This is a genomic window from Sphingomonas aerolata, from assembly GCF_023935825.1.
Lineage (GTDB): Bacteria > Pseudomonadota > Alphaproteobacteria > Sphingomonadales > Sphingomonadaceae > Sphingomonas > Sphingomonas aerolata.
Map to the genome: position 1 here is coordinate 1,223,623 of NZ_CP098762.1, position 15,124 is coordinate 1,238,746.

At 66.4% G+C, this 15,124-nt stretch carries 16 protein-coding genes; 11 read left to right on the forward strand and 5 right to left on the reverse strand.

The window, feature by feature from the left end:
• Window positions 1-63 precede the first annotated feature (63 nt).
• Complete coding sequence (locus NEF64_RS05740; RefSeq protein WP_156360325.1) at window positions 64-297, reverse strand: hypothetical protein; 234 nt, start codon at window positions 295-297, stop codon at window positions 64-66.
• A 251-nt stretch (window positions 298-548) separates the two neighbouring features.
• On the opposite strand from NEF64_RS05740, the gene NEF64_RS05745 reads away from it, so the two are divergent.
• The 8 genes from NEF64_RS05745 (at window position 549) to NEF64_RS05780 (ending at window position 6,529) form a co-directional block, all read left to right on the forward strand.
• Window positions 549-905 (forward strand): ArsC family reductase, encoded by a 357-nt coding sequence (locus NEF64_RS05745; protein ID WP_200912171.1) that lies wholly within the window; start codon window positions 549-551, stop codon window positions 903-905.
• Between the two features lie 11 nt (window positions 906-916).
• The gene (locus NEF64_RS05750) at window positions 917-1,198 is read left to right on the forward strand and encodes a DUF427 domain-containing protein (protein ID WP_056406152.1); all 282 of its coding nucleotides are present in this window, start codon (window positions 917-919) and stop codon (window positions 1,196-1,198) included.
• A gap of 71 nt (window positions 1,199-1,269) precedes the next feature.
• Window positions 1,270-2,142 (forward strand): 3-methyl-2-oxobutanoate hydroxymethyltransferase, encoded by an 873-nt coding sequence (panB, locus tag NEF64_RS05755; protein ID WP_031395623.1) that lies wholly within the window; start codon window positions 1,270-1,272, stop codon window positions 2,140-2,142.
• A 92-nt stretch (window positions 2,143-2,234) separates the two neighbouring features.
• Window positions 2,235-2,972 carry a tetratricopeptide repeat protein gene (locus tag NEF64_RS05760; RefSeq protein ID WP_031441741.1) on the forward strand — a complete coding sequence of 246 codons (738 nt, stop codon included), beginning with the start codon at window positions 2,235-2,237 and terminating at the stop codon, window positions 2,970-2,972.
• Window positions 2,969-4,291, forward strand: coding sequence for an outer membrane protein assembly factor BamB family protein (locus tag NEF64_RS05765; protein ID WP_056406153.1), 1,323 nt, complete (start codon window positions 2,969-2,971; stop codon window positions 4,289-4,291). Before NEF64_RS05760 ends, NEF64_RS05765 begins: the two co-directional genes overlap by 4 nt.
• Before the next feature lie 71 nt (window positions 4,292-4,362).
• Entirely contained in the window at window positions 4,363-5,751 is a 1,389-nt protein-coding gene (der, locus tag NEF64_RS05770; RefSeq protein ID WP_031395626.1) for a ribosome biogenesis GTPase Der, read from the forward strand.
• Window positions 5,752-5,766: 15 nt separating this feature from the next.
• Window positions 5,767-6,036, forward strand: coding sequence for a sulfurtransferase TusA family protein (locus NEF64_RS05775; protein WP_261362617.1), 270 nt, complete (start codon window positions 5,767-5,769; stop codon window positions 6,034-6,036).
• A 55-nt stretch (window positions 6,037-6,091) separates the two neighbouring features.
• Window positions 6,092-6,529 (forward strand): Hpt domain-containing protein, encoded by a 438-nt coding sequence (locus tag NEF64_RS05780; protein WP_031395627.1) that lies wholly within the window; start codon window positions 6,092-6,094, stop codon window positions 6,527-6,529.
• Between the two features lie 54 nt (window positions 6,530-6,583).
• On the opposite strand, the gene bfr is transcribed toward NEF64_RS05780, so the two are convergent.
• From bfr to purL, 3 genes are all read right to left on the reverse strand, one after another.
• A complete protein-coding gene (gene bfr, locus NEF64_RS05785) occupies window positions 6,584-7,099 on the reverse strand; it encodes a bacterioferritin (protein ID WP_042467738.1) in 516 nt (171 codons plus the stop codon).
• Between the two features lie 93 nt (window positions 7,100-7,192).
• Window positions 7,193-7,363 carry a (2Fe-2S)-binding protein gene (locus tag NEF64_RS05790; RefSeq protein ID WP_037527780.1) on the reverse strand — a complete coding sequence of 57 codons (171 nt, stop codon included), beginning with the start codon at window positions 7,361-7,363 and terminating at the stop codon, window positions 7,193-7,195.
• Between the two features lie 93 nt (window positions 7,364-7,456).
• Entirely contained in the window at window positions 7,457-9,676 is a 2,220-nt protein-coding gene (gene purL, locus NEF64_RS05795) for a phosphoribosylformylglycinamidine synthase subunit PurL (protein WP_166746066.1), read from the reverse strand.
• A gap of 159 nt (window positions 9,677-9,835) precedes the next feature.
• On the opposite strand from purL, the gene NEF64_RS05800 reads away from it, so the two are divergent.
• Entirely contained in the window at window positions 9,836-10,258 is a 423-nt protein-coding gene (locus NEF64_RS05800; protein WP_056406156.1) for a hypothetical protein, read from the forward strand.
• Between the two features lie 135 nt (window positions 10,259-10,393).
• Here the strand turns inward: NEF64_RS05800 and map are convergent, their stop codons facing one another.
• Window positions 10,394-11,221 carry a type I methionyl aminopeptidase gene (gene map / locus NEF64_RS05805; RefSeq protein ID WP_056406157.1) on the reverse strand — a complete coding sequence of 276 codons (828 nt, stop codon included), beginning with the start codon at window positions 11,219-11,221 and terminating at the stop codon, window positions 10,394-10,396.
• 52 nt (window positions 11,222-11,273) lie between these two features.
• Here map and NEF64_RS05810 point away from each other — a divergent pair, with 52 nt between their 5' ends.
• Window positions 11,274-12,032 (forward strand): competence/damage-inducible protein A, encoded by a 759-nt coding sequence (locus NEF64_RS05810; RefSeq protein ID WP_031441748.1) that lies wholly within the window; start codon window positions 11,274-11,276, stop codon window positions 12,030-12,032.
• Window positions 12,033-12,357: 325 nt separating this feature from the next.
• On the forward strand, window positions 12,358-15,114 hold the full coding sequence (locus tag NEF64_RS05815) for a response regulator (protein ID WP_056406158.1): 2,757 nt from the start codon (window positions 12,358-12,360) through the stop codon (window positions 15,112-15,114).
• Window positions 15,115-15,124 lie beyond the last annotated feature (10 nt).

Here is a 15,124-nt window from a genome sequence, read left to right on the forward strand (position 1 = left end):
TCGTTAAACGCGCGGGGCAGTTCATGCTACCGGCTTCACCGGCCGGATATGCGGAGGCTGCTGTCAGGGGGCGCTCTGCGCAGACGTGGAGCCGATGACCCCCTGCACGGCACGGGCGCGCCGGCGTTCGAGCTTCTGCCGTTCGGAGATCTGGTAGGTCTTCGCAATCCGGTACCGCTGCTGCTTCGTCTTCGCGTCGACACTGCCCAGCGCGAGTATGCCGCCAAATGCGAGGATCGCGAATAAGAGGGTAATGAGGTTCAGTTGTCGCGCTTCTGCAGCCTTGTCCGTCATCATCCCGCTCCCATCGCCTGCCGTCATCGGACCCGACAGGTCTTTCACGGCATCCCGCCGAAAAACCTTCTATGTCCGCAACTTGTCTTGGTCATTCCGTACATCGTACAGCCATTTCGCGGCGCCGAGGTTCCACCGTCCATGGCAAAAATCCGCACTGCGGCTGTTGCGCGATCGGCAGGCAGATCTGCTATCGGGACTGACAGGCGATGGCACGCGGGATGCGTGGCAGGGTGTTTTATGGGGAAGCGATTTTGACGATCACGCTGTTCGGGATCAGGAATTGCGACACGATGAAGAAGGCGCGCGCGTGGCTCGAAGCGCATGACGTCGCCTATGTGTTTCATGACTACAAGACCGCCGGAATCGAGGACGCACGGCTGCGCGACTGGATCGGCCGGGTCGGGTGGGAGCCATTGCTCAACCGCGCCGGCACCACGTTCCGGAAATTGCCCGAGCCCGAGCGCGCCGATCTGGACGCGGACAAGGCGGTCGCGCTGATGGTCGCGCAGCCGTCGATGATCAAGCGCCCCGTGCTCGATACCGGCGTGACACTGCTGGTCGGGTTCAAGCCCGAGCGGTATGAGGCGGCGGGGCTGGGGAACGCCTGAAGGAGACGAGCATGCCTGTCGCTACATGGAACGGCCAAGAAATCGCCCGGTCCGACGATACCGTCGTCGTCGAGGGCAATCACTATTTCCCCGCGGACAGCGTCGATCCCGCGCTGCTCGAAGGCAGCGCGACGCAGTCGAACTGTCCGTGGAAGGGCACCGCGCGCTACAAGACGCTGGTCGTCGACGGCAAACGGAACGTCGATGCGGTCTGGTACTATCCCGATCCCAAATCCGCCGCGGCCGAGATCAAGGATCGCTATGCCTTCTGGAAGGGCGTGACGGTCGGCTGAGACACGCCGCCCGGGTGGGCGCGATCGGACGGGCTGGGCGAGCGGTGTCGGCTTCGCTAGAACGCGCGCCCATGTCCACGACCTACACGCTCGACACCGCGACGAGTCGCGCCAACCCGACACCCGCCCCGCTCAAGCGCCTCACGATCCCCGCGATCCGCCGGCAGAAGGGGCAGGTGCCGCTCGTCATGCTCACCGCCTATACGGTGCGCAACGCGCAGCTGCTGGATCCACACTGCGACATGCTGCTGGTCGGCGACAGCCTGGGGCAGGTGATCTACGGCCTGCCCTCGACCGTGCCCGTCACGCTCGAAATGATGGCGGCGCACGGCGCGGCGGTGGTGCGCGGCAGCTATCACGCGGTGGTCGTCATCGACATGCCGTTCGGCAGCTATGAAGCGTCACCCGAAAAGGCGTTCGAAAGCGCCGCGTGGCTGCTGAAGCAGACCGGCGCGGCGGCGGTGAAGCTCGAGGGTGGCACCGCGATGGCGCCGACCGTACGGTTCCTGGTCGAGCGCGGCATCCCGGTGATGGGGCATGTCGGCCTCACCCCGCAGGCGGTCAACGTGCTGGGCGGCTATGGCGCGCGCGGCCGTACGCCCGAGGAGGCGGCGAAGATCGTCGCGGATGCCAAGGCGGTCGCCGAGGCGGGCGCATTCGCGCTCGTGATCGAGGGGGTGGTCGAGCCGATCGCGATCGAGATCACGCGCGCGGTCGCCTGTCCGACGATCGGCATCGGCGCATCGGTCGAGTGCGACGGCCAGGTGCTTGTTGCCGAGGACATGCTCGGCCTGTTCGACCGTACCGCCAAGTTCGTGAAGCGGTTCGAGGATCTCGCCGGCAAGATCTCGGGCGCGGCGGAGACCTATGCCGACGAGGTTCGCGCCCGCGCCTTTCCGGGACCCGACCAGAGCTATGCGCCGCGCGCCGGCACGGTGGATTGATCCGGCTTTTGTTTCGGACGCGTGGCGGCTAAGGTCCGCGCCATTCCACCATCCCCCGATATCCTTTCCTCCCTTTGTCTCCGGAGTCACCCTTGGCCCTGCCGCCGAAAACCGATGAAGCGTTCCTCCGCGAGGTCGACGAAGAACTGCGCCGCGATCAGCTCGCGGGTTTCTGGACGACCTGGGGCAAATGGGTCGCGCTCGGGGTGGTCGCAGCACTCGTCGCGCTGGCCGGATTCCTCTATTATCAGCACCGCACCGAAACCCAGGCGGGTGTCGAGGGCGAGCAGCTCCAGGCCGCTTATGACGCGCTGGCCGCGGACAAGGTCGCCGAGGCGAACACGACGCTGACCAAGCTCGCCGCGTCCGACCGTGCCGGTTACAGCGCGCTGGCGAGGTTCACGGAAGCGGATATCCTTCTCCAGAAAGAGGATATGAAGGGCGCTGCGGCCAAGCTGGCGGCGATCGCCGCCGACACGTCGGTTGCCAAGCCGTTCCGCGACCTTGCGCTGGTCCGGCAGACGTCGGCGGAATATGACACGCTCAAGCCGCAGGTCGTGGTCGAGCGGCTGCGTCCGCTTGCGGTGACGGGCAACCCCTGGCTCGGCAGCGCGGGCGAGATGGTCGCCGTCGCCTATGTCCGGATGAACCAGACCAAGCAGGCGGGGACGCTTTTCGGCCAGATCGCGGCTGATCCCGGCGTGCCCGAGACGATTCGTCAACGCGCTGTTCAGATGGCCGGTGTACTGGGCGTCGACGCCGTTGCCAGCACCGGGACGGCCGGGACCGCCGCTGCTGCTGCATCAAATGAGGATACCAACGCGCAATGACGAAGTCTTATCGGGTGACGGTCGCGGTGGCTGCGCTCATGGCCTTGAGCGGCTGCGGCATCTTCAAGGGTGGCGTCAAGAAGACCCCGACGGTCGGAAACCGGGTATCGATCCTGACCTCCGAAAACGGGGTCGAGACCGACGCGACGATCGCCGATGTGCAGGTCCTTCTGCCGGCCCCCTCGGTCAACGACGCCTGGGCACAGCCGGGCGGCAATCCTGCCAAGTCGATGGGCCAGCTTGCGCTCGCCGCGCAGCCCACCAAGGCATGGCAGGCGTCGATCGACGGTGGCTCCAACCGCGAACGCATGGCCGCGCCGCCCGTCGTCGGTGAGAACAAGCTGTTCGTGATGGACGTCCACGGCGTCGCGCATGCGTTCAAGTCCGACACCGGCGGGGCGTTGTGGACCACGCCGATCACCGAGGGCAAGATCAACCAGTCTGCGCGGTTCGGCGGCGGCGTGAGCTATGACGACGGCAAGGTCTATGCGACCGACGGCGTCGGCGATGTGGTCGCGATGAACGCGTCGGATGGCGCGATCCTGTGGCGCGCCAAGCCCGGCGGCCCGTTGCGTGGCTCGCCGACCGTGTCGAACGGTGCGGTCTATGTCCTGACGCAGGACAACCAGATCTTCTCGCTCAACCAGGGTGACGGCAAGGTCCAGTGGGTCCAGTCGGGCACGCTGGAGACGCAGGGCGTGTTCGGCGTCGCGGCACCCGCGGTCAGCCAGGGTACCGTCGTGTCGGGCTTCTCGAGCGGCGAGCTCAGCGCCTATCGCTACGAGAATGGCCGCATCCTGTGGCAGGACGCGCTGTCGCGCACGTCGATCACCACATCGGTGTCGAGCCTGTCGGATATCGACGCGGCCCCGGTCATCGATGGCGGCCGTGTATATGCGGTCGGGCAGGGCGGGCGCATGGTCGCGCTCGAACTCTCGACCGGCCAGCGTCTGTGGGAACAGAATTTCGCGGGCATCTCGACCCCCTGGATCGCGGGCGAATGGCTGTTCGTGGTGACCGACGATGCGCGGCTGGTCTGCCTGTCGCGGTCGAACGGCAAGGCACGTTGGATCGCACAGCTGCAGCGGTTCGATAACGAGAAGAAGAAGAAGGGGCCGGTGACCTGGTATGGCCCGATCCTGGCGGGCGGACGCCTGATCCTGACCAATTCGCGCGGCGAGATCGTCTCGGTCAATCCGGGCGATGGCGCGGTCGGCAGCACGATTGAGACCAAGACGCCCTTCACTTTGCCGCCGATCGTCGCGAATTCGACGCTCTACACGCTCGACCAGAAGGGCAAGATCACCGCCTATCGGTGAGCCATCACCCCTCTCCCGGTGGGAGAGGGGTAACAGGTGACGACGGAGCGTTCCCGCGCTAAGGGCACGGCATGTCCAAACTCCCTGTGGTCGCAATCGTCGGCCGCCCCAATGTCGGCAAGTCGACCCTGTTCAACCGCCTCGTCGGCAAGAAGCTCGCGCTGGTCGACGACCGGCCCGGCGTCACGCGCGATCGCCGCGAGGGCGATGCGTCGCTGATCGGGCTCGATTTCCGCATCATCGATACCGCCGGATATGAGGATCATGACGCGCAGACGCTGCCCGGGCGGATGCGTCAGCAGACCGAGGCTGCGGTCGGCCAGGCCGATGTCGCATTGTTCCTGTTCGACGCGCGCGCCGGCATCGTGCCGCTCGACGAGGAGATCGCCCGCTGGCTGCGCACCGCCGACGTGCCGGTCGTGCTCGTCGCCAACAAGGCCGAGGGCCGCGCGGGCAATGACGGCGTGCTCGAGTCGTTGGCGCTCGGCTTCGGCGATCCGGTCGAACTGTCCGCCGAGCATGGCGAGGGCATGGGCGACCTGTTCGAGGCGTTGCTTCCGCTGCTCGAAGGCAAGGACGAGGTTCCGGAGGAACAGCCCGACAATGAATATGAGGGGCCGCTGAAGCTCGCGATCGTCGGACGTCCGAACGCGGGCAAGTCGACGCTGGTCAACCGCATCTTGGGCGAGGACCGGATGATCACCGGTCCCGAGGCCGGCATCACGCGCGACTCGATCAGCGTGGATTACGACTGGCATCCGACCGGCGGCGAATCGCGCAAGGTCCGGCTGATCGATACGGCGGGGATGCGCAAGCGTGCGAAGGTCCAGGACAAGCTCGAGAAGATGTCGGTCGAGGACGCGCTCCACGCGGTCGACTTCGCCGAGGTCGTCGTGCTGCTGCTCGACGCGACGCTGGGGCTCGAGGCGCAGGACCTGCGGATTGCCGACAAGGTGCTGCAGGAGGGCCGTGCGCTCGTCATCGCACTGAACAAATGGGATATCGCCGAGAGCGCGTCGTCGTTGTTCAACGGCGTCAAGCGCGCGCTCGAGGACGGGCTCAGCCAGGTCAAGGGCGTGACCGTGATGACCGTGTCGGGCGCGACCGGCAAGGGCATCGACCAACTGCTCCAAGCGTGTTTCGACACGCGCGACGCCTGGTCGAAGCGCGTCGGCACCGGCGAGCTCAACCGCTGGTTCGAACGCGCGATCGAGGCGACGCCGCCGCCGGCGCCGGGCGGCAAGCGGATCAAGATGCGCTATGTCACGCAGGTCAAGACGCGTCCGCCGAGCTTCGTGATCTTCGGCACGCGCGTCGACCAGCTGCCCGCGAGCTACGAGCGCTATCTGGTCAATTCGATGCGCAAGGATCTGGGCTTCGGTGCGGTGCCGGTCCGGCTGATGTTCCGCGCGCCGAAGAACCCGTACGACGATAATCGCGGTGGCGGCGGCGGCTACTAGACGGTGGCGTCCGGGGTGGTCCGCATCGACGCGCGGGGCATGCGGTGCCCCTGGCCCGCGATGCGGCTGGCCAGAACGCTGCGTCAGGCGGGCGACGGATCAGGCTCGGACGGGATGCCGGCCAGTGTTCGGATCGAGGTCCGCGCCGATGATCCGCGTGCGCCTGCCGAGCTGGCGGCGGTCGCCGCGGCGGCGGGCGCGGACATGGCGATCATTTCCGATCCAGTCGCGCCAATATTTGTCGTGACACGCGGGTCCGACAGCAACAATGTCTTTACGGAATAGCGATAGGCTGACCGTCGACGTTCATGGCGGGCCGGCCAAACGGGAGTAGGCGTCAGTGTCATTCGAAGGAAACACCCTGGTCGACTGGCCGGCGTTTCAACAGGCCCGCAGCGAGCTTGGCGGCGGGTTCATCCGCATCCTGGGCTATTTCCGCGAAGACGGCGTGAAATCGGTTGCCACGATCGAGGCGGCGATGCGCGCCGGCAGCGCCGCGGCGCTGATCATCCCCGCGCATACATTGAAGGGCGAGGCGCGCCAGTTCGGCGCAGAGCCACTGGCGGACCTCGCGGAGACGATCGAGACGATCGCACGCGACTGTGTCGAGCTTCACGATACCCCGGATGCCGCGCTCGAGCATGTCGCGCGGTTGCGGCCACTGTTCGGCGAGACGTTGACGCTCCTCGAACGCGAGGCCAATCCGCTGGTCCCTCGCCGTCCCGCGGCTGGCGGGTTCGGGCGGCGTGCCGTTCCATCGGGGTTCGGCGCCGAATAAGCACACCGCCGGCGCGCGTTGCCGGTCGCCGTGGACGACGACCGGCAGACGGGCTCAGCCCTTCAGATAGGGTGCTGCACCGGCCTTGGGCGAATCATGCTCGGAGATCGAGTTGAGCTGGATGTAGTTGTGGATGCCCATCCGCGCGATCATCTCGAACTGGCGTTCGATCGTGTCGACATGCTCTTCCTCGCTGGCAAGGATACGCGCGAACAGGTCGCGGCTGATATAGTCCTTCACTTCTTCGCAATAGGCGATCGCGCTCTTCAGCTGGATCGTCGCCTCGACCTCGAGCGCGAGGTCCGATTTCAGAACCTCCTCGACGGTCTCGCCGATGCGCAGGCGGCCGAGCAGCTGGAAATTGGGCAGGCCATCGAGAAACAGGATGCGCTCCGACAGCCAGTCGGCATGCTTCATCTCGTCGATCGACTCCATGCGCTCATACTGGGCAAGCTTGTAGACGCCCCAATGCTCGAGCATCCGATAATGGAGCCAATATTGGTTGACCGCGGTCAACTCGTTCTTGAGCGCCTCGTTCAGAAAATCGATTACCGTGGGATCGCCGCGCATTGCCATAACTCCGTCACCTCTGAGCGGCATGTAGCGGTTTTACGTTCGTGGCGGCAAGGGCGACGGGATCGCGCCGCGTGGTGCCGCGCCCGGTCAGGCTGCGGCGCGTTCCTCGTTGATGATCGCCCGGGCGACCGATGTGCACTGACCGCATTTCGGCTGACGGCCCAGCGAACGGAACGCCTGGCAGGGCGTCGTGCACCCGCCCCGCGCACAGCTGCGGACGTCGGATTCTCGAATGGCATTGCAGACGCAGACGACCATGGAAGCTCCCTCGTGAGAGCTTCCAATTAGCGATAATGCGAACCAGTCGCAAGCGCTTTTGCGTCTGATTCGCAACTAATGCCGCGTTGTTGTTCAGGCCAGCGCGGCGTCTGCCCCCATCAAATTCGGGAAGAAGCCCTCATGCGCGGCGCGCAGCGTGTCGAGTGCGATCACGTCGTCGCGGTCGGGGCGTTCGAAGATCAGGCGCTTGCCGCCGGTGCGGCCCAATGGTTCGGCCTCGACATCGGCGGCATGTGCGGCGCCGAGGAAGTCGAGCAGCGCGTGATCCTCGACGGTGACGATATAGACGCCCTGGTCCTCCGCAAAGAAAGCGCGTGCGCAGTCGAAGGGCTGCTTGCGGTCGATCATCGCGCCGATGCCGCCCGCGAGCGCCATTTCGGCCAGGGTCACGGCGATGCCGCCGTCCGAGACGTCGTGGACCGCCGAAAGCTGGCCCTCGGCGATCGCGTTGCGGATGAGGTCGCCGACGCGACGCTCCGCCGCCAGATCGACCGCGGGCGGGGGGCCTTCCTCACGGCCATGGCATTCGCGCAGCCACAGCGACTGGCCGAGATGACCGTGTCGCGTACCAACCGCGAGGATGATGTCGCCCGAGCCCTTGAACGCGATCGTCGCATTCTTCTGCCAGTCGGCGAGCAGGCCGATCGCACCGATCGCGGGCGTCGGCAGGATCGCCGAGCCGCCGCCGGTCGCCTTGGATTCATTGTAGAGCGAGACGTTGCCCGACACGATCGGGAAGTCGAGCGCGATACACGCGTCGCTCATCCCCTCGAGGCAGCCGACGATCTGACCCATGATCTCGGGACGCTGCGGGTTGGCGAAGTTGAGGCAGTTCGTCACCGCGAGGGGCAGCGCGCCGACCGCGGTGAGGTTGCGCCATGCCTCGGCGACCGCCTGCTTGCCGCCCTCAACAGGATCGGCGAAGCAATAGCGCGGTGTGCAGTCGGTGGTCATCGCCAGCGCCTTCTGCGTGCCGTGGACGCGGACGACCGCGGCGTCGCCACCGGGGCGCTGCACGGTGTCGGCGCCGACCATGTGGTCATACTGCTCCCAGATCCAGCGGCGCGAGGCGATGTCGGGCGAACCCATCAGGGTCACCAGGTCGGCAGCAATGTCGTTGCTGTGCGGCACGTTTTCGAGCGGTGCGGGCTTGGGCGTCGGCACGTGCGGTCGATCGTAGAGCGGTGCCTCGTCGGCAAGCGGCCCGAGCGGAATGTCGCAGACCGTCTCGCCCTTGAACGTCAGCACCATGCGGCCGGTGTCGGTCACGCGGCCGATCACCGCGAAATCGAGCTCCCACTTCTTGAAGATCGCCTCGGCCTCGGCCTCGCGGCCGGGCTTCAGCACCATGAGCATCCGCTCCTGGCTTTCGCTCAGCATCATCTCGTACGGCGTCATGCCGGTTTCGCGCTGCGGCACGTCGTCCATGACGAGTTCGATGCCGACTCCGCCCTTCGACGCCATCTCGACCGATGAGGAGGTGAGGCCGGCCGCGCCCATGTCCTGGATCGCGACGATGACGTCGGTCGCCATGAGCTCGAGGCAGGCCTCGATCAGCAGCTTTTCGGTGAAGGGATCGCCGACCTGAACGGTCGGGCGCTTGGCGTCCGAGTCCTCACCGAAGTCCGCGCTCGCCATCGTCGCGCCGTGGATGCCGTCGCGACCGGTCTTGGAGCCGACATAGACGATCGGATTGCCGATGCCGCTGGCGGCCGAATAGAAGATCTTGTCCTGATCGGCGATCCCGACGGTCATCGCGTTGACCAGAATGTTGCCGTCATACGCCGCGTGGAAGTTCACCTCGCCGCCGACGGTCGGCACGCCGACGCAATTGCCATAGCCGCCGATGCCGTGGACCACGCCCGAGATCAGGTGCCGCATCTTGGGGTGATCGGGCCGGCCGAAGCGCAGCGCGTTCATGTTGGCGATCGGTCGCGCGCCCATCGTGAAGACGTCGCGCAGGATGCCGCCGACGCCGGTCGCCGCGCCCTGATAGGGTTCGATGTAGGACGGGTGGTTGTGGCTCTCCATCTTGAAGATCGCCGCCTGGTTGTCACCGATATCGACGACGCCGGCATTCTCGCCCGGGCCGCAGATGACGCGCTCGCCCTTGGTGGGCAGCTTCATCAGATGGATCTTGCTCGACTTGTAGCTGCAATGCTCGGACCACATCACCGAGAAGATGCCGAGCTCGACGAGATTGGGCTCGCGGCCGATCGCGTGGAGCACGCGCTCATATTCTTCGGGGGACAGGCCGTGGTCGGCGACGATCTGCGGTGTGATCTCGGTCATGGGCGGGCTTTAGCGGGGTGGGGGGCGACTTGCCAGCGTCGATCCTGCTCGAAGCGCGAGGGACTGGCGACGTGCAATTGCCATGTCATGAAACGGCGTCAGACTTCCCGTCGATACCGCCCGGTATATGGCAGGGCGGTCGTCATTCGGGGGGTGTAAATGAAGATCGCGTCGATACTGGCGATTGCGGCGCTGGGGAGCACGGCGACGCAACTGCCCGCGCAGGCACCGACGAGTTTCTGCGAGCGGCTTGCTCCCAAACTCAACATGAAACAGGCCGGATCGAAGCCCGCGCGGGCCACCGAATGGCGCGTCAATACGATGGGTCTTGGATCGCATCTGTTTGGCGGGTCGTCGATGGTGTCGTTCATGGTCCGGCCGTCGGGCGAGCAGACCCAGGCGGCCTATGACAAGGCGACGAAGGCCTGCAGCCAGTCGCCCAAGGGTATCCTGTGCCGGATCGAGGGGCCGGCCGAGCTGACGGTGCAGACTAGGGGTCTCGAAGCGAAGGGTGATGCGGCCGCCGGTGAAAGCGCCGAGGTGGAGTTGCGGAAGGCTGCGATCCTCTGCCGCGACCTGTAGTCGTCATCCCACTCTGCGTCGTCATCCTGACGGACGTCAGGATCTAGGGTAACGAGGTACGCGCCTTGCGGCTCTGGATCCTGACTTTCGTCAGGATGACGGGAGGGGGGCGATTGCGCCCCCCTCCCGTGCGTATCACCCGTAGGGCGGCTGCGTGTAACCGTTGGGGCTGAGCGTGAAGATGTCGCAGCCGGTTTCGGTGATGCCGATCGAGTGTTCGAACTGCGCCGACAGCGAACGGTCGCGCGTCACCGCGGTCCAGCCATCGTCGAGCAGCTTCACGTCGGGGCGGCCGATGTTGATCATCGGTTCGATCGTGAAGATCATGCCGGGGCGCAGTTCGGGGCCGGTGCCGGGCTTGCCGACATGGACGACTTCGGGTGCGTCATGGAACAGGCGGCCAACGCCGTGGCCGCAGAAATCGCGGACCACGCCGTAGCGGTGCTTCTCGGCATGACGCTGGATCGCATGAGCGACGTCGCCCATGCGGTTGCCGGGCTTGGCCTGCTCGATGCCGAGCATCAGGCATTCATAGGTCACCTCGACGAGGCGCCGCGCCTTGATCGGCACGTCGCCGATCAGGTACATCCGGCTCGTGTCGCCGTGCCAGCCGTCGAGCAAGGGCGTGACGTCGACATTGACGATATCGCCCGACTTCAGCGCCTTCTCACTCGGGATGCCGTGGCAGACGACATGGTTGATCGAGATGCAGACGCTGTGCGTATAGCCGCGATAGCCGAGCGTCGCCGGCACCGCGCCGGCGGCTGTGACGAAGTCGTAGATAAGCCGGTCGATCTCGGCGGTGGTCACGCCCGGCACCATGTGCGGGACAATCATGTCGAGCGTTTCGGCAGCGAGCCGCCCGGCCTTCATCATGCCTTCAAAGGCGGCGGGGCCGTGGAGCTTGATGGCGCCGGTGCGCGCGTCCGGCGCGTCGGACGTGACGGTTACATATTCGGTCATGGCGAGCGATATAGCGTGGCGGCGCAACTTTTGCGAGGCTATGCGAAGGGCCATGACACAGGAACGCATCTGGACGGCCGCACTGACGATCATCGGCGACGAGATCCTGTCGGGCCGCACGCAGGACAAGAACGTCGCGCAGATCGCGGCCTGGCTTAATGTGCAGGGCATCCGGCTGGCCGAAGTGCGCGTCGTCGCCGACCGGACCGAGGCGATCGTCGAGGCGGTGAACACCTTGCGCGCACGCAACGACTATCTGTTCACCACGGGCGGGATCGGCCCGACGCATGACGACATCACCGTCGATTCGATCGCCGAGGCGCTGGGTGTCGCGGTCGAGCATCATCCGCGCGCGATGGCGGTGCTCGAGGCCTATTATGCGACCCGCGGCGGGCTGACCGAGGCGCGTGCGCGGATGGCGCGCGTGCCGGTCGGTGCGGACCTGATCGACAACAAGGTGTCGGGCGCGCCGGGGATCCGGATCGGCAACATCTTCATCATGGCGGGGGTGCCGCACATCACCGCCGGCATGCTCGACGCGCTCACCGGCACGCTCGAGGGCGGACGCCCGGTCGTGTCGAAGACGATCGGCTGCTGGGTGGCGGAGAGCGAAGTCGCCGACCTGCTGCGCGATGCCGAGAAGGCGCATGACGGCGTCGCGGTCGGCAGCTACCCGTTTTTCCGCGACGGCCGGACGGGCGCGAATTTCGTCGTGCGCAGCGCGGACGCCGCGCTGGTCGATCGCTGCATCGCCGATCTGGTCGGCGCGCTCGAGGCGACCGGGCGCGTGGTGACACCCGAAGGCATCTGACGCCGCGGGCGTACTTCAGGTTGGTGGACGGCCCGCTGGGCCAAGCCGCTTGCAAAGCACGGCAATACCCGTCAGCCTTCGTAAAAATACGAAGGAGAGGCTGGATGACTGCAAGCAATCTGATGCTGATGATCGTGGGCTGCATGGCAGTGCTGCCGCTGGTGGCGCTCGCCTTCGTGATGTGGCGCCCGGTGACCAAGCCCCTCGACTGAGGGGCTTCTCGCCGCGTGCACGTCGGTCGTGCGCGCGGCTCGCTCCGTCTGGTGGGTCCAGTGCCGGAGCCAAGCGCGATTGACAGGCGCGGTCGGAAAGCTACCCCGGTGGCATGGTTACCCGACAGACCCGCAACCCGGTGCTCGCGTCCGAACTCGACCGCTTCATCGATGCCCAGGTAATTGCCGGCACCGGCACCAGCGCCGATGCGGTTGCCGCTGAGACCCTGACGCTGCTGCGCGACCGGGTGGGGCGATCCGTCGCCGCCACCCCGGTGGCCTGGCCGATCGCCGGCGGGGCATGTGGCGCAGCGATACGAGCGCATGACTGGAGCGCGACGCCGCTCGGCGCGATCGACACCTGGTCCCCGCAGCTTCGCTCGACCGTCAATACGGTGGTCAACTCGCCCGTCGCCAAGGTGCTGATGTGGGGCGCCGACGGCCTCATGCTGTATAATGACGGCTATGCCAGGCTCGCGGGCGGCAAGCATCCGGCTGCGATCGGTGCGCGCGCCGTCGACGTCTGGCCCGAGCAGGCGGACTTCAACCGCCACGTGCTGGGCGAGGTGATGCGCGGCGAGGTCATGCTGTTTCGCGACCAGCCGATGACGCTCCATCATGACGGAGCGGCGCACGCGGTGACGCTCGACCTCTTCTACACCCCGGTGCATGATTTCGACGGCAGCGTCGGCGGCGTGCTGGGCACGGTCATCGACAATAGCGAGCGGGTGGCGGCGGAACGGCAGCTGGCGCGGAGCGAATCGGAGCTGCGGATCGTCACCGACGCGCTGCCCGTGCTGATTTCCTATATCGATCGTGACTATATCTATCGGTTCGCCAACAGCTTTTACGAGGACTGGGTCGGGCTGACACCCGCGCAGGTCGTCGGACGGCATGTCCGCGACGTCATCGGTCAGCCCGCCTTTGCCGTACGGCAGCCGATGATGGACCGGGCTCTGGCCGGCGAGACGGTAACCGCCGATGCGCGGCTGCCGCACCGCGACGGCGGCGACCGCGCGTCCGAGCTGCGCTATATCCCGCGGATCGAACCCGATGGGGCGATCAACGGCTTCTACGTGCTGGTCTTCGACGTCGAGGAGCGCGTCAATCGCACGCTGCAGCTCGAACGACAGATCAGCCACCGTGAACGCGCCGAGCGTCAGCTGCGCGTCCTCAACGAGACGCTCGAGGCGCGCGTCATCCGCGAGATCGAGGAGCGTCGGCTTGCCGAAGCGGGGCTCGCCCAGGCGCAGAAGATGGAGACGATCGGCAAGCTGACCGGCGGTGTCGCGCACGACTTCAACAACCTGCTCCAGGTCGTCTCGGGCAATCTGCAGCTGCTCGGCAAGGACATTGCCGGGAATGCGCGTGCCGAGCGCCGGGTCAGCAACGCGATGGCGGGGATCGAACGCGGCGCCAAGCTCGCCGCGCAGCTGCTCGCCTTCGGCCGACGTCAGGCGCTCGAACCCAAGGTGGTCAACGTCACGCGGTTCGTGCGCGGGATGGACGACATGCTGCGGCGTGCGATCGGCGAGGCGATCGAAGTGGAGACGGTCGTCGGTGGTGGGCTGTGGAACACGTTCATCGACCCGACGCAGATCGAGAACGCGTTGCTCAACCTCGCGATCAATGCGCGCGACGCGATGGAGGGGCGCGGCAAGCTCACGATCGAGCTCGGCAATGCCAGCCTCGACGACGCCTATGCGCGCGGCCATCTGGAGGTCGCGGCGGGGCAATATGTCATGCTGGCGGTCACCGATACGGGCAGCGGCATGACGCCCGACATCATCGACAAGGTGTTCGAGCCGTTCTTCTCGACCAAGAGCGAGGGCAAGGGATCCGGGCTCGGCCTGTCGATGGTCTATGGCTTCGTCAAGCAATCGGGCGGCCATGTGAAGATCTACAGCGAGGTCGGCGAAGGCACGACGATCAAGCTCTATTTGCCGCGCGCGATGGGCCCCGAAGACGTCGAGGTCGCGACCAGCGGTGGGCCGATCATCGGCGGTACCGAGACCGTACTGGTGGTCGAGGACGACGACGAGGTCCGTGCGACCGTCGTCGAGATGCTCGGCGACCTCGGCTATGGCGTGCTGAAAGCGGTCGACGCGGGCAGTGCGCTGAACGTCATCGAAAGCGGCGTGCCGATCGACATGCTGTTCACCGACGTGGTGATGCCGGGGACGCTGAAGAGCCCCGAGCTCGCCCGTCGTGCGCGCGAGCGGATCCCCGATCTCGCGGTGCTGTTCACGTCGGGCTATACGGAGAACTCGATCGTCCATGGCGGCCGGCTCGACGTCGGCGTCGAGCTGTTGTCCAAGCCCTATACGCGCGAGGCGCTCGCGCGGAAGTTCGAACAGGTTCTCGCCGGCCAGCGCGCGCGGCGGCGCGCGGCGGAGGGTCACGAGGATGCGCCGCGGTCGGGAGGAGACGTCCCGATCCGCGTCCTGCTCGTCGAGGATGACGCGGCGATACGTGCAGGTGCCGCCGAAATGCTGCGCGATCTGGGCATGGCGGTGATCGAGGCGGCCAGCGCCGAAGCGGCGCTGGCGGCGCTGCAGGCGAGCCCGGTCGATGTGCTGGTCAGCGACGTCAACCTGCCGGGGCTGTCGGGCCCGGAGCTTGCCGAAGCGGTCCGCATGCGTCGGCCGGGCATCGGGGTCGTGTTCGCAACCGGCGACAGCGAGGTCGCGCTCGTGCCGTGGGATCCCGAGGCGATCCTGCTGCCGAAGCCCTATGGCGTCGAGGCACTGCGCTCGGCTGTCGTCAGGGCGGCGTCGAAGGCAGCGATCGACAGGCCAGCGCCGGCCAATACTGCGGCCGAGGGACCTGTGCTGATGCAGATCGCGTCAGACGGACGTAACAGAGGGTAATCCTGACCGG

Coding starts and splice junctions, on each gene's coding strand:
- NEF64_RS05750 (WP_056406152.1), top strand. CDS start 917: ATGCCTGTCGCTACATGGAACGGCCAAGAAATCGCCCGGTCCGACGAT.
- NEF64_RS05815 (WP_056406158.1), top strand. CDS start 12,358: ATGGTTACCCGACAGACCCGCAACCCGGTGCTCGCGTCCGAACTCGAC.
- NEF64_RS05800 (WP_056406156.1), top strand. CDS start 9,836: ATGAAGATCGCGTCGATACTGGCGATTGCGGCGCTGGGGAGCACGGCG.
- bfr (WP_042467738.1), bottom strand. CDS start 7,099: ATGCGCGGCGATCCCACGGTAATCGATTTTCTGAACGAGGCGCTCAAG.
- NEF64_RS05765 (WP_056406153.1), top strand. CDS start 2,969: ATGACGAAGTCTTATCGGGTGACGGTCGCGGTGGCTGCGCTCATGGCC.
- der (WP_031395626.1), top strand. CDS start 4,363: ATGTCCAAACTCCCTGTGGTCGCAATCGTCGGCCGCCCCAATGTCGGC.
- NEF64_RS05740 (WP_156360325.1), bottom strand. CDS start 297: ATGATGACGGACAAGGCTGCAGAAGCGCGACAACTGAACCTCATTACC.
- NEF64_RS05810 (WP_031441748.1), top strand. CDS start 11,274: ATGACACAGGAACGCATCTGGACGGCCGCACTGACGATCATCGGCGAC.
- panB (WP_031395623.1), top strand. CDS start 1,270: ATGTCCACGACCTACACGCTCGACACCGCGACGAGTCGCGCCAACCCG.
- NEF64_RS05790 (WP_037527780.1), bottom strand. CDS start 7,363: ATGGTCGTCTGCGTCTGCAATGCCATTCGAGAATCCGACGTCCGCAGC.
- map (WP_056406157.1), bottom strand. CDS start 11,221: ATGACCGAATATGTAACCGTCACGTCCGACGCGCCGGACGCGCGCACC.
- purL (WP_166746066.1), bottom strand. CDS start 9,676: ATGACCGAGATCACACCGCAGATCGTCGCCGACCACGGCCTGTCCCCC.